Annotated in this window: 15 protein-coding genes and 1 tRNA gene; 11 read left to right on the forward strand and 5 right to left on the reverse strand. The window is 28.3% G+C overall.

Features of this window, described 5'->3' with window-relative positions; translation table 11 throughout:
- The first annotated feature begins 1 nt into the window (after position 1).
- Positions 2 to 1,006, forward strand: a complete 1,005-nt coding sequence (locus ACTT9P_RS03970; protein ID WP_440909401.1) for an alcohol dehydrogenase catalytic domain-containing protein — start codon at positions 2 to 4, stop codon at positions 1,004 to 1,006.
- 211 nt (positions 1,007 to 1,217) lie between these two features.
- Complete coding sequence (locus tag ACTT9P_RS03975) at positions 1,218 to 1,868, forward strand: DUF3047 domain-containing protein (protein WP_440909402.1); 651 nt, start codon at positions 1,218 to 1,220, stop codon at positions 1,866 to 1,868.
- On the opposite strand, the gene ACTT9P_RS03980 is transcribed toward ACTT9P_RS03975, so the two are convergent.
- Positions 1,869 to 2,009 (reverse strand): hypothetical protein, encoded by a 141-nt coding sequence (locus ACTT9P_RS03980; protein WP_440909403.1) that lies wholly within the window; start codon positions 2,007 to 2,009, stop codon positions 1,869 to 1,871.
- A 56-nt stretch (positions 2,010 to 2,065) separates the two neighbouring features.
- On the opposite strand from ACTT9P_RS03980, the gene ACTT9P_RS03985 reads away from it, so the two are divergent.
- Positions 2,066 to 2,488, forward strand: a complete 423-nt coding sequence (locus tag ACTT9P_RS03985) for a YbgC/FadM family acyl-CoA thioesterase (protein WP_440909404.1) — start codon at positions 2,066 to 2,068, stop codon at positions 2,486 to 2,488.
- On the opposite strand, the gene ACTT9P_RS03990 is transcribed toward ACTT9P_RS03985, so the two are convergent.
- The gene (locus ACTT9P_RS03990) at positions 2,478 to 3,158 is read right to left on the reverse strand and encodes a uracil-DNA glycosylase (protein WP_440909405.1); all 681 of its coding nucleotides are present in this window, start codon (positions 3,156 to 3,158) and stop codon (positions 2,478 to 2,480) included. The two genes, ACTT9P_RS03985 and ACTT9P_RS03990, sit on opposite strands and share 11 nt — an antisense overlap.
- A 2-nt stretch (positions 3,159 to 3,160) precedes the next feature.
- Here ACTT9P_RS03990 and ACTT9P_RS03995 point away from each other — a divergent pair, with 2 nt between their 5' ends.
- Positions 3,161 to 3,718 carry a histidine phosphatase family protein gene (locus ACTT9P_RS03995; RefSeq protein ID WP_440909406.1) on the forward strand — a complete coding sequence of 186 codons (558 nt, stop codon included), beginning with the start codon at positions 3,161 to 3,163 and terminating at the stop codon, positions 3,716 to 3,718.
- A 4-nt stretch (positions 3,719 to 3,722) separates the two neighbouring features.
- A complete protein-coding gene (locus ACTT9P_RS04000; RefSeq protein ID WP_440909407.1) occupies positions 3,723 to 3,848 on the forward strand; it encodes a hypothetical protein in 126 nt (41 codons plus the stop codon).
- On the opposite strand, the gene ACTT9P_RS04005 is transcribed toward ACTT9P_RS04000, so the two are convergent.
- The 3 genes from ACTT9P_RS04005 to ACTT9P_RS04015 are packed head-to-tail and all read right to left on the reverse strand — an operon-like array spanning position 3,845 to position 4,677.
- Entirely contained in the window at positions 3,845 to 4,276 is a 432-nt protein-coding gene (locus ACTT9P_RS04005) for a hypothetical protein (protein ID WP_440909408.1), read from the reverse strand. The two genes, ACTT9P_RS04000 and ACTT9P_RS04005, sit on opposite strands and share 4 nt — an antisense overlap.
- Positions 4,263 to 4,433: a hypothetical protein gene (locus ACTT9P_RS04010; RefSeq protein ID WP_440909409.1), complete on the reverse strand. Its 171-nt coding sequence runs from the start codon at positions 4,431 to 4,433 to the stop codon at positions 4,263 to 4,265. The genes ACTT9P_RS04005 and ACTT9P_RS04010 overlap by 14 nt, the downstream gene beginning before the upstream one ends.
- A complete protein-coding gene (locus ACTT9P_RS04015) occupies positions 4,426 to 4,677 on the reverse strand; it encodes a DUF1289 domain-containing protein (RefSeq protein WP_440909410.1) in 252 nt (83 codons plus the stop codon). Before ACTT9P_RS04015 ends, ACTT9P_RS04010 begins: the two co-directional genes overlap by 8 nt.
- A gap of 102 nt (positions 4,678 to 4,779) precedes the next feature.
- Between ACTT9P_RS04015 and ACTT9P_RS04020 the strand changes: the two genes are divergently transcribed.
- From ACTT9P_RS04020 to ACTT9P_RS04045, 6 genes are all read left to right on the forward strand, one after another.
- Positions 4,780 to 4,864 (forward strand) — tRNA-Leu (locus tag ACTT9P_RS04020).
- Between the two features lie 9 nt (positions 4,865 to 4,873).
- On the forward strand, positions 4,874 to 6,319 hold the full coding sequence (tig, locus tag ACTT9P_RS04025; protein ID WP_440909411.1) for a trigger factor: 1,446 nt from the start codon (positions 4,874 to 4,876) through the stop codon (positions 6,317 to 6,319).
- A 32-nt stretch (positions 6,320 to 6,351) separates the two neighbouring features.
- Complete coding sequence (clpP, locus tag ACTT9P_RS04030; RefSeq protein WP_440909412.1) at positions 6,352 to 6,963, forward strand: ATP-dependent Clp endopeptidase proteolytic subunit ClpP; 612 nt, start codon at positions 6,352 to 6,354, stop codon at positions 6,961 to 6,963.
- 90 nt (positions 6,964 to 7,053) lie between these two features.
- The gene (gene clpX / locus ACTT9P_RS04035; RefSeq protein ID WP_440909413.1) at positions 7,054 to 8,322 is read left to right on the forward strand and encodes an ATP-dependent Clp protease ATP-binding subunit ClpX; all 1,269 of its coding nucleotides are present in this window, start codon (positions 7,054 to 7,056) and stop codon (positions 8,320 to 8,322) included.
- A gap of 59 nt (positions 8,323 to 8,381) precedes the next feature.
- Positions 8,382 to 10,760, forward strand: a complete 2,379-nt coding sequence (gene lon / locus ACTT9P_RS04040; protein WP_440909414.1) for an endopeptidase La — start codon at positions 8,382 to 8,384, stop codon at positions 10,758 to 10,760.
- 54 nt (positions 10,761 to 10,814) lie between these two features.
- Positions 10,815 to 12,734 carry an acyltransferase family protein gene (locus tag ACTT9P_RS04045; RefSeq protein WP_440909415.1) on the forward strand — a complete coding sequence of 640 codons (1,920 nt, stop codon included), beginning with the start codon at positions 10,815 to 10,817 and terminating at the stop codon, positions 12,732 to 12,734.
- Positions 12,735 to 12,770: the final 36 nt, after the last annotated feature.

A 12,770-nucleotide genomic window follows, 5' to 3' on the forward strand; every position in this document is an offset into this window, starting at 1 on the left:
TATGAAAGCATTAGTATACACAGGCACTCAAGAATTAGTTTACCGTGAAGAACAAAATCCAATAGAAGTTGATGGTGAAAGTATTTTAAAAGTACATGCGTCTGGAATTTGTGGTTCAGATATGCATGCATATCATGGTCATGATGAAAGAAGAATTCCACCATTGATCCTTGGTCATGAAGTAAGTGGTGAAGTTCAAAATGGAAAATATAAAGGCAAAGATGTTGTTCTAAATCCTTTGATAACCTGTGGAAAATGTGAATATTGCACAACAGGAAGAGAACACTTGTGTCCGAGTAGAATAATCCTAGGTATGAATAGACCTATAGAAAGACAAGGTGTTTTTGCAGAATTTGTTTCAACACCTGACAAAAATATTTATGAAATTCCAGACGGGTTAGATAAAAATGAAGCTCCAGTAGCAGAACCTACAGCTGTATCATTGCACGCTGTTCTTATTGGAGAACAAGCATTAAAAAAACCACTATCTGAATGCAGGACTTTAATTCAAGGTGGCGGTGCTATAGGTTTGCTTTGTGGCTTGATACTTTCAAAAATTAAAGGAAATAAAAATATAATTTTATCTGATCCTAACAAACTAAGATTAGATGAGTGTTCAAAATATTTAGATGCAAAATTTGTTGCGCCAAATGATAAAGAAATTCAAAGTAATGGTTTTGACATTGTCTTTGACACTGTAGGACTTGAAATCTCAAGACAACAAGCAATTGAAGTTGTTAAGCCTGGAGGAACAATTATTCATATAGGATTAACTCAACCTGCTGGAACGTTTAATTTTAGAAAAATGACCCTTCAAGAAGTTACAGTCATTGGTACTTATTGTTATACAAATAAAGATTTTGAGCAAACTTTATCAATTTTATCTAAAAAAGAGATTGGCCCATTAGATTGGATCGAATTTAGAGATCTAAAAAATGGCGGAGATGCTTTTAAGCAAATTCACGATGGAACTTGTGTTGCTCCAAAAATTATTTTGTTACCTTAGACTGATATGTCTGGGTTTTACTGTATTTTGCTCTACTTAACTTAAATTCGTCAGACATAATTGGTGCGAATAAAATTACTGACCAATACAATAAAAGAATAAAGATAGAGATTGTTTTCATGAATATATATTTAAGCTACGATGATGATGAATGAATGTTTAAATTATGTCTAAATGTTGAAAATTAATTTTTATTTTATATAAGCCTTAGATGCTTAAAAAATTAATTTTAATTTTTACTTTGATAACCATTTCATCTTTTAGTCATAGCGAAATTGTGAAGGTTTTTGAGTTTACAGAAGATGAGCTAGCTGGCTTAGAAGAAAAGAAGGTTAGAGGGGCAAAAAATAAAACAAATTTTTCTGTTGGAGTTAATGAAAAGGGCAATTTTTTAACAGCAACTTCAAACAATGGTGGGTCAGGAATTGGAAAAAAGATAGAAATTGACCTCGAAAAAACACCTTTTTTAAACATTACATGGAAAGTGGAACAAGGGTTAAAAGGCATTGATGAGAGAAGTAAAAAAGGTCATGATTTTGCTGCTAGAATGTTTGTGGTTAAAAAAACAGGAGCAACTCCATTGTCGAATAGAGCAATAAATTTTGTGTTTTCAAGTAATGAAAATCTCAATGAATATTGGCCAAGTCCATATTTCAGTAAATCAATTGATTATGTTTTGTCGTCTACAAAAAATCATTCAAATGAATGGGTGACAGCCAAAACAAATGTAAAGGAATTATTTAAAACTTTACATGATTTAGATTTAAAGAAATTAGATGGTGTTGCTTTGATGGCGGACACAGATAATTCTGGATTAAGTTCAATATCCTATTATCAAAATATTTTTTTCTCAGCCAACTAACTACATCTTAAATTTTTTTTTCAATATTATCGAAAAAATTGACAATAAAATTGCCACAATAACATCTTCCAATGGACTAGCTTTTGGATAACCAAAGTTCCAAGCTATTACTAAAACTAACCAAATTGTAAAAATATTCATATCAAACGTTATATCTTAGATTGTATAAAAAATTTAATTATTTAATATAATTTATTATGCATGAAAATTTCTTTCATAAACTAAAAGTATACTATGAAGACACCGACTCCGGTGGTGTAGTTTATTATGCTAATTACTTAAAATTCTTAGAAAGAGCAAGAACGGAAGCTTTGTTTGCAATTGGATATAGTAATAAGAAAATTAAAGAAATGTTTAATTCTTTAATAATCGTAAAATCATGCAATATAGAATATAAAAAATCTGCAAATTTAGAAGATGAGTTAACAGTAAGATCATTTGTAAAAAAAGTTACAAAAACATCTTTTTTTATGAATCAGATTATTTCTAGAGAAGATGAAATTATTGTAGAAGCTCAAGTCCATCTAGTTTTTGTAAATGAAAACGGAAAACCTGTGAAAATCCCAGATGAAATTTATTCACATTTCAAACCTTATTTTTGCGATAGTATTAAAATCTAGCAATTTTTTTTGCTTTAAGAAATAAACTACAGATCATTTTTTTTGTAACAACTTTGGTATTTATATTTCTTGGGCTAGGGTGATAACAAGCAATTAATATTTTATTATCAGGCAATAAATATTCTTTTCCATGAATAAATAGAAATTTACTATTTAGACCATATCTTGATTTATAAATTTTAACACAATTATCAAAAGCAATCTTTCCAAGAGCCACTATTACTTTGAGATTTTTTAAATAATTAATTTCAGAATTAAAATAATTAGAACAATTTTTTAATTCATCTATTTTTGGTTTATCTTCTGGTGGCACACATTTTAATACATTTGTTACATAAGTTTTATTCAAATTTAATCCATCATGTAAGTGTGTTGAAAAATTTTGATTAGATATTTTTACAGAATATAAGCAATCAAATAATACATCCCCAGATTTATCACCTGTAAAAGCTCTCCCAGTTCTAGTACCTCCATGAGCAGCAGGTGCTAATCCTAAGATCATTAATTTAGCATTCTCTTTTCCAAATCCAGCTACTGGTTTACCCCAATATTTTTCATTTATATTTTGTGGTCTTTTCTCTTGAGCAATTTTGTTAATAAATTTATTTAAGCGAGGACACCTCTTGCACTTTATTATTGTTTTATTTAGTTTTTTAAATTTAATATCCATAAATGAGATTATTTAATTTAATATTAATATTTTTTTTATCATTCACAACTCCAACAATAGCAAATGATAATAATGAAATTATAGAAATTTTAAAAAAAGGTGGAAATTTAGTTTTTATAAGACATGCTTATGCTCCCGGAGGTGGTGATCCAAGTAACTTTGACATCAATGATTGTTCAACACAGAGAAATTTAGATAATAGTGGCAGAATACAAGCAAAAGAAATTGGTAAATTTTTTAAAGAAAATCAAATTCCACTTAAAAATATTTATTCTAGCAATTGGTGCCGCTGCAAAGAAACAGCTAAATTAGCTTTTAAAAATTTTGAAACAAAATCTTTTTTAAATTCTTTTTTTAGTTCAAAATTTGCTCATAATCGCAAACAACAAATGATAGATTTAAATAATTATCTTAAAAACTGGAATGGAAAGGATAATTTAATTTTTGTTACTCACTACGTCGTTATTTCAGAAGCATTAAGTTATGCGCCAGCATCTGGAGAAATAGTTGTTTCTGATAAAAATTTAAATAAAATAGGAAGTGTTAAAATAAATTATTAAAGTTATGTCTTCTAAAAGAGCAATGAAACAAGCACAAAAACAAGCATTTGCCAAACATCGTAGCAATATAACAAGTAATAGATTTAATTCTAAAAAATCTAAATTTTCAAAAAATAAAAAAAAGAATTAACTTTCTTTTTTATATCTCTCAATATTTTTACATGTAGACATTTTTGAGACACCTTCTTCGCCATTTATTACAGTTTTAATATAAATGTCTGGTGTATCTTTTTTAAATAATAATTGAGTATAAAATTGAGGATATCCCATTTTGTCAGTTAATATATTTTCACCTTCAAGATAAATAAAACTTTCTAGAGTATTTCTTTTTTTTGTACTTAAGTCCGTTAATCTATATTTTTGATAGGTTTTTTCATTATAGACATAATTTCTTGTCATTGTTTGTTTTTCTAAATCTAAAATATATTCATTTTTCAGAAAACCATCCTTATTATTCTCACATGAGCTCAGTTCTATTATTTCTGAAGAAACTAAACTCGATTTAAATATCAAAAATGATATTAAAAATATGAAATAAAAAAATCTATTGTCTTTCATCTTTTTCGACCAGAAAAAGACCAACCAATAAAAAAGCGGTCCAGATAATACCTATTAAAGCTTTTGGACTTGTATCTGCACTCCATAAATCAAGCACTAAAGCACCAAAAACTAATCCAGCAATATATATAATTATTAAAATTGTTGATTTATTCATTGATTAAATTCTTTTTAAATAAAGATATACCATTTTGAATCTTATATTCATACGATTCATTAAAACTCTCAAGTTGCCATCCAGTAAGCCTAGATTTTATTTCTTTTAAATTATTATTTTTCCATTCATCGGACGTTTCCTCTGACTTCCATATTTTTTTCTCATCATTACTACGTCCACAACCATAACAATAACCTGTTTTAGGGTCAGTTCGACATATGCTTATACACGGAGAGACAATCATTTTTTAAATATAGTAGTTATTTATATAAAAAAAATAATGTTTTTCATCAGAATTGTCATTGGACAAATTATTTCAATAATATATAAAACCTCTAAATTTTGTGGGGCGATGGCGGAATTGGTAGACGCGTTGGTCTTAGGAACCAATATGGCAACATGTGAAGGTTCGAGTCCTTTTCGCCCTACCATTAAAAAATATGAAAGTTACTGTAGAAAATAAAAAAGGTTTAAATAAAGACATCAAAGTATTCGTCGATAAGAAAACTATGGACGGATACATGGATGAAAAATACGAAGAGATTAAGGGTTCAGTAAACTTAAAAGGTTTTAGACCTGGCAAGGTTCCTAGAGAAATACTTAAAAGACAATTTGGTAAAGCTATTTTTGGTGAAGTTTTAGATAAAGTTTTAAAAGATACTTCTACTAAAGCGCTTGAAGAAAATAAGATCAAACCAGCAGGTCAACCCAAGTTAGATTTAAAAACATATGGTGAAGATAAAGATTTAGAATACGTTATCTCAGTAACAGAACTTCCGAAAGTTGAAGTTAAGTCTGTTGAAAATATTAAATTTGACGAATACACAGTTAAAATAGATGAGAAAGAAACAGATAAAAGAATTCAAGAAATAGCAAAGAACCAACCAAATTTTAAAGACGTAGATAAAGATGTAAAATCAAAAGAGGGTGACCTAGTTGTTTTTGATTATAAGGCAACAGTAGATGGAAAAGAATTTAAAGGAAGCGAAGGTCAAAATACGCAATTAACTTTGGGTAAAGATCTATTCCTAAAAGGTTTTGATAAACAATTAACTGGCGTAAAAAAAGATGAAGAAAAAACTGTTGAAGCAGTTTTACCAGAAAATTTTCCTGAAAAAGATCTAGTTAATAAAACTGCAAAATTTAATTGTAAAATTACTGCAGTTAAAAAACCAGAGCCAGTTGAAATTAATGATGAATTTGCAAAAAATTTAGGTGCTAAAGATCTTAACGATTTAAAATCACTAATAACAAAACAAATTAATGATGAATATAAAAACTCACTTGAGAGACTTTCTAAAAATCAAATATTAAAAGAAATTGAAAAATTTAAAGTTGATGAAATTCCTGAAAATTTAATTGAAGAAGAAGTTAAGATTTTATCACAAGGAATGTCAGAAGAAGACGCTAAAAAAAGTAGAAAAAATTTCGAAGACATTGCAAAAAAAAGAATTAAGGTTGGTTTAATATTGAATGAGTTTGGAGAACAAAACCAAATAAAAGTAACAGAACAAGAATTACAAGCTGAAGTTCAAAAACAAGTAAGGATGATGCCAGGACAAGAAAAAATGGTGATGGAATTTTATCAAAAAAATCCATCAGCTCTTTCAAGCTTAAGAGGAACAGTTTATGAGGAAAAAATAATTAGCCTTATCAAAGAAAAAGCTAAAGCGAATAAAAAAGAAGTAACAAAAGATGAAGCAGAAAAAATTTTAAAAGAAAGTCAAAAAGTAGAAACTGCTTCAGAAGAAAAAGATAATAAAGAAAAGACAGATACTAAAAAAACATCAGCCAAGACATCAGCTGCTAAAAAAGCTCCAGCTAAAAAAGCACCAGCAAAATCGACAAAAGCTAAACCTAAAACAAAAAAAGTTAGCAAAAAGTAAGCACAAGTTGTATAAGTAGATAGAATCAACTTATGACAACAAATTTTCCAGAACATATGAACACACTCGTTCCAATGGTAGTGGAACAATCTAGTAAAGGTGAACGAGCATATGATATTTATTCAAGATTATTAAAAGAGAGAATAATTTTTTTAACTGGTCAAATTAATGACACTGTAGCTTCTCTTGTAACTGCTCAACTATTATTTTTAGAAGCAGAAGATCCAAAAAAAGAGATTTATTTATATATTAACAGTCCTGGTGGATTAGTTACAGCTGGCCTTGGTATTTATGACACCATGCAATATATCAAACCTGAGATATCAACTCTATGTATCGGTCAAGCCGCATCGATGGGTTCTTTTTTATTAGCAGCTGGAACTAAAGGTAAAAGATTTTCATTACCTAATTCTAGAGTAATGGTTCATCAACCTTCTGCTGGATATCAAGGTCAAGCAACTGATATTGAAATTCATGCAAACGAAGTTTTATCTCTTAAAAAAAGATTAAACGAAATTTATTCAAAACATACCGGAAAATCTGTCGAAGAAATTAAATCTGCTTTAGAAAGAGATAATTTTATGACAGCAGATGTCGCAAAAGAATTTGGTTTGATCGACGAAGTAGTTGAAAAAAGACCATAATACACAATATATAGCCTCACATATCATTTGAACTTGATCTGAATGAGCCATTTATAATAAAGTAGGGATATTGATTCGATTTTAATATTTATGAACACAAATAACAAAAATATTCTTTACTGCTCTTTTTGTGGCAAAAGCCAACATGAAGTAAGAAAATTGATTGCTGGTCCAACAGTATTTATCTGTGATGAATGTGTTGAGCTATGTATGGACATTATAAAAGAAGAGAGCAAAGATACATTTGTTAAACATCAAGATGGATTGCCATCTCCAAAAGAAATTTGCACAGTATTAGATGATTATGTGATTGGTCAAGCTCATGCTAAAAAAGTATTATCTGTAGCGGTACACAATCATTACAAAAGATTAAATTATGAGAGCAAAACAAGTAAAAATGTAGAGCTTTCAAAATCAAATATACTTTTAGTTGGTCCTACAGGTTGTGGAAAAACCTTATTAGCTCAAACTTTAGCTAGAATTTTAGATGTTCCATTTACTATGGCCGATGCAACAACTTTAACTGAAGCAGGTTATGTTGGGGAAGATGTTGAAAATATCATTTTAAAATTACTTCAAGCTGCTGACTATAATGTTGAAAAAGCTCAAAGAGGAATAGTTTATATTGATGAAGTAGATAAGATAAGCAGAAAATCCGAAAACCCATCAATTACAAGAGATGTATCTGGTGAGGGTGTTCAACAAGCTTTATTAAAAATAATGGAAGGAACTGTTGCAAGTGTTCCTCCACAAGGTGGAAGAAAACATCCTCAGCAAGAATTTTTACAAGTTGATACAACAAATATTTTATTTATTTGTGGTGGTGCTTTTGCAGGCTTAGATAAAATAATTTCACAAAGAGACAAGGGTACATCTATTGGTTTTGGTGCTGATGTAAAAGATACTCAAGATAAAAAAACAGGTGAATGGATGAAAGGTTTAGAGCCTGAAGATCTATTGAAATATGGATTAATTCCAGAGTTTATTGGAAGACTACCTATGATTGCTACACTTGAAGATTTAGATGAAAAATCACTAATCAAAATTTTACAAGAACCAAAGAATTCTCTTACAAAACAATATCAAGAATTATTTAAACTAGATGGTGCTAAGCTTGTATTTAAAGACAACGCATTAAAAGAAATTGCATTAAAAGCTATTATTAAAAAAACAGGGGCTAGGGGTTTAAGATCAATAATGGAAAACATTTTGCTTAAGACAATGTATGATTTGCCAAGCATGGATAATGTTGAAGAAGTAATCGTTGATGCAAGTGCAGTTAAAGGTCAATCTCAGCCAATTATCGTTCATTCTAAGGGTGACAAGAAGTCAAAATCTGACAAAACAACAGCAGCTTAAGTTCTTAATAACTAACAAAAACCTATTGCAAATTTGGATTTAATCTCCATATTTGTAGGATGGAAGTTAAACACACATCACCATTATTACCTTTAAGAGATATAGTAGTATTTCCTAGTATGGTAATCCCATTATTTGTTGGAAGAGACAAATCTATCACAGCACTTAACGAAGTGATGAAAAAAGATAAAAAAATTATTCTTGTAACACAAAAAAATTCTGAGATAGACGATCCTAAAAAAACTGACATCTTCATGTATGGATGTGAAGGTAGCATTTTACAATTGCTTAAACTTCCAGATGGAACAGTTAAAGTTTTAGTTGAAGGAGTGAAAAGAGTTAAAATTTTAGATTTTAATGATAATGAAAAATTTATCACTTGCGAATATTCTCTATACAATGATGTTAATGAAAAAAATGAAGATTTATATCCTTTAGCTGCAACAGCCGTTAGAAGATTAGAAAAACTTACATCAATTAATAAAAAGATTTCTAATGAGACTATAAATACAATCAAGCAACTTAAGGACCCTTCACAAATTGCAGATAATATTGCTTCTCATTTGACTGCTACAATTTCTGAAAAACAACAAATATTTGAAACTGTTGATATTAAAAAAAGATTAAACGCTATAATTAAGATTATGGAAAATGAGACAAGCATAATTGGTGTTGAAAAAAGAATTAGAGGCAGAGTTAAAACTCAAATGGAGAAAACTCAAAGAGAATACTATTTAAATGAACAATTAAAGGCTATTCAAAAAGAACTTGGAGAAATAGAAGACGGTAAAGACGAAAGCACAAGTTTAAATAAAGCAATTTTAAAAGCTAAAATGCCTAAAGATGTAGAGAAAAAATGTCTACAAGAGCTTAAAAAATTAAAAAATATGAGTCCAATGTCAGCTGAAGCAACAGTTGTAAGAAATTATTTAGATTGGATGACAGAGCTACCATGGCATAAAAAAAGTGAAGTTGAAATCGATTTAGCAAAAGCATTAAACATACTTGATAAAGATCATTATGGTTTAGAAAAAATTAAAGAGAGAATTGTAGAATTTCTTGCAGTTCAAAAAAGAATGGAAAAAATTAAAGGACCAATCTTATGTTTAGTTGGACCTCCAGGTGTTGGTAAAACATCTTTAGGTAAATCGATTGCAAAAGCAACTAATAGAGAGTTTGTAAGAATTTCAGTAGGTGGCATGAGAGATGAAGCTGAAATTAGAGGTCACAGAAGAACTTATATTGGATCGTTACCAGGAAAAATTATTCAAATGATGAAAAAAGCTGGTACGAAAAATCCATTAATTTTATTAGATGAAATTGATAAAATTGGAAATGATTACAGAGGTGATCCTTCATCAGCGTTATTAGAAGCTTTAGACCCAGAACAAAATGTAACGTTCAATGATCATTACTTAGAAGTTGATTATGATTTATCAGACGTAATGTTTGTAACAACTGCTAATACATTAAACATCCTTCCACCATTATTAGACAGAATGGAAGTTATAAGATTAGCTGGTTACACTGAGGATGAAAAAATAAGTATTGCAAACAAATATCTTTTACCAAAACAAATTAAAGACAACGGCGTAAAAGAAAATGAGATGAAATTAGAGGATGATATAATTAAAGAAGTTATCCGAAGTTATACAAAAGAATCTGGTGTTAGAAATTTAGAAAGAGAAATTTCTAAATTGGCAAGAAAGGTAGTTAAAAAAGTTGTAGCTGGAGAAGAAAAAGAAGTAACGATTACAAACAAGAATTTGTCCGATTTCTTGGGTGTTGCAAAATATAAATTTGGTGAACTTGAGTCTCAGGATAGAGTTGGAATTGTTACTGGTCTTGCGTGGACTGAATATGGTGGTGAAATATTAAAAATTGAAACTGTAACAATGCCTGGAAAAGGTCGAATGCAGATTACTGGAAAACTAGGTGATGTTATGCAGGAGTCAGTGAAAGCTGCAAAATCATTTGTAAGATCAAAATGTCTTCAATATGGAATTATACCACCTTTATTTGAAAAGAAAGATTTTCATATCCATGTACCAGAAGGTGCAACACCAAAGGATGGTCCGTCTGCTGGTATAGGAATGGTAACATCAATTGTGTCATCAATTACAAATATTCCTGTGAGAAGAGATGTAGCAATGACAGGAGAAGTAACTTTGACAGGTCAAGTTTTAGCGATAGGTGGGTTAAAAGAAAAATTACTTGCTGCTCACAGAGCAGGCATTAAAGAAGTTTTGATACCAAAAGAAAATGAGAAAGATTTGGTAGACATGCCCAAAAAGATTATTGATGAAATAAAAATTACTCCTGTTGAATATGCTGATGAAGTATTAAAAATTGCTTTAACCAAAGAACTAAAAAAAACAGAGTGGGTTGAGGTAGACTTATCTAAAAAAGATGATAAATCGCAAGCAAGTATTCAATAATCAACTTTCATAATATTTTAGATATCTTTTATAATTGTTTTATAATTTTTAATTATGAAAATAAATTATCGTCCTGAAATTGATGGTTTAAGAGCTATCGCTGTTTGTGCCGTAATTCTTTACCACGCTGGTATTAAAAATTTTCAAGGTGGTTTTTTAGGTGTTGATATCTTTTTTGTAATATCAGGATATTTAATTACATCTATAATTTTAAAAGAATTAAAGCTCACTAGAACTTTTTCATTTAAAAATTTTTATGAACGTAGAATTAGAAGAATTATACCAGTTTTATTATTTGTTATCACAGCATCATTACCATTAGCCTGGCTTTATTTACTTCCTGTTAATTTTATAGAATATTCAAAATCTATTCTTTCTTCAATTGGGTTTACGTCAAATATTTATTTTTTGAATTCTGGTTTGCAATATGGCGCAGAAAGTAGTTTATTAAAACCGTTTCTTCATACTTGGTCTTTATCAGTTGAAGAACAGTATTATATTCTTTTCCCAATTATACTATTAATTATTTTCAAATTTTTTAAAAAAAATTTAATTTATTTATTAATATTTGGATTTTTTTTAAGTTTAGGCTACGCACATTATTTGAGCAAATATTTTCCTAGTCATAATTTTTATATTCTTCCAACTAGAGGATGGGAATTATTAACAGGATCATTATTGGCTTATTATGAATTAAAAAAAATCAATAAATTTAAATTTAAATTATTAAATTCCTTACTTCCTTTGATTGGAATTTTATCGATAATATTATCAATATATTTTTTAAACGATAAAATCCCACATCCATCTCTTTATACATTGGTTCCTGTAATTGGGGTTTCATTAGTGATTTGGTTTTCAAAAAAAGATGAATTTATAACAAATTTGCTTTCATCAAGAATATTTGTTGGTGTTGGGTTAATTTCTTATTCTTTGTATCTTTGGCATTATCCTATTTTTGCTTTTGATAGAATAACTGATCATAGTTTTTCAAACTTTGAATTAATAATCATTATTATTATCTTTTCATTATTTTCATATTTTTTTATAGAAAAACCTTTTAGAAGTAGAAAGTATAGATTTAAAAAAGTTTCATTTATCATAGTTGCACTTTGTTTATTTAATATTTTTATAAATTCAAAAATTATATTTTCAAATGGTTATGAAAATAGATTTTATTCTACAAATACTTATAAGCTCAACAGTATTATTTACGAAAAAGAAAATTATGATTTCGAAATGAATTATAATTATGACAATTACAATGAAAGAAAAAATGTATTAATCATTGGCAATTCTCATGCAGAAGATTTATTAGAAATTTTATCTAAAACAAATTTAACAGATAAAATCTATTTTAATTTAGCATCACCATTAAAAAGAGATCCGGAGTATAATTTTGAAATTTCTGATTTTTATAAATTTTTAATTAAAAAAGATCCTTTATTTGAACATTTTAAAAAACAATACAAAAAATCTAATTTACTTATTATCTCAACAAGATTTATTAATGAAAATAGAGATTTGGAAATTTTAGGAGAATTAATCAAACTTTTAAAAAAAGATAAAAAAAAAATAATCGTATTTGATCACGCTTTAGAACAAACTTTAAAAACATCTTATCTCCTTAATAGGTTAGATTATTACATATATTTAAATAACAGATTTCCAAATAAAGATAGATTATATCAAATAGAAAGAGAGATTTACAAAGATTTATCGAATAGAGAGTTTGTAAATAAGAATATTAAAAAGATAACCGAACAAAACGATGTAATCTTAATTGAGAGAAAAAAAATTTTTTGTAATATTGACCAAATGGTTTGCCCATCAATCACAGATGATGGTTATAAAATATATTGGGACTATGGGCATATAACATCCGAAGGTGCAAAATATTTTGCTAAGAAATTTGAAAAAGATAAATTTTTTATAGAAAATTTAAATTTTCTTTTGGATATTCAGTTAGATTAATCAGTGTTTTTAAAAACAATCCCTATGAAAAAATTT

Origin of the sequence: Candidatus Pelagibacter sp. (assembly GCF_052048095.1) — a bacterium.
Lineage (GTDB): Bacteria > Pseudomonadota > Alphaproteobacteria > Pelagibacterales > Pelagibacteraceae > Pelagibacter.

Coding starts and splice junctions, on each gene's coding strand:
- ACTT9P_RS03970 (WP_440909401.1), top strand. CDS start 2: ATGAAAGCATTAGTATACACAGGCACTCAAGAATTAGTTTACCGTGAA.
- ACTT9P_RS03975 (WP_440909402.1), top strand. CDS start 1,218: ATGCTTAAAAAATTAATTTTAATTTTTACTTTGATAACCATTTCATCT.
- ACTT9P_RS03980 (WP_440909403.1), bottom strand. CDS start 2,009: ATGAATATTTTTACAATTTGGTTAGTTTTAGTAATAGCTTGGAACTTT.
- ACTT9P_RS03985 (WP_440909404.1), top strand. CDS start 2,066: ATGCATGAAAATTTCTTTCATAAACTAAAAGTATACTATGAAGACACC.
- ACTT9P_RS03990 (WP_440909405.1), bottom strand. CDS start 3,158: ATGGATATTAAATTTAAAAAACTAAATAAAACAATAATAAAGTGCAAG.
- ACTT9P_RS03995 (WP_440909406.1), top strand. CDS start 3,161: ATGAGATTATTTAATTTAATATTAATATTTTTTTTATCATTCACAACT.
- ACTT9P_RS04000 (WP_440909407.1), top strand. CDS start 3,723: ATGTCTTCTAAAAGAGCAATGAAACAAGCACAAAAACAAGCATTTGCC.
- ACTT9P_RS04005 (WP_440909408.1), bottom strand. CDS start 4,276: ATGAAAGACAATAGATTTTTTTATTTCATATTTTTAATATCATTTTTG.
- ACTT9P_RS04010 (WP_440909409.1), bottom strand. CDS start 4,433: ATGAATAAATCAACAATTTTAATAATTATATATATTGCTGGATTAGTT.
- ACTT9P_RS04015 (WP_440909410.1), bottom strand. CDS start 4,677: ATGATTGTCTCTCCGTGTATAAGCATATGTCGAACTGACCCTAAAACA.
- tig (WP_440909411.1), top strand. CDS start 4,874: ATGAAAGTTACTGTAGAAAATAAAAAAGGTTTAAATAAAGACATCAAA.
- clpP (WP_440909412.1), top strand. CDS start 6,352: ATGACAACAAATTTTCCAGAACATATGAACACACTCGTTCCAATGGTA.
- clpX (WP_440909413.1), top strand. CDS start 7,054: ATGAACACAAATAACAAAAATATTCTTTACTGCTCTTTTTGTGGCAAA.
- lon (WP_440909414.1), top strand. CDS start 8,382: ATGGAAGTTAAACACACATCACCATTATTACCTTTAAGAGATATAGTA.
- ACTT9P_RS04045 (WP_440909415.1), top strand. CDS start 10,815: ATGAAAATAAATTATCGTCCTGAAATTGATGGTTTAAGAGCTATCGCT.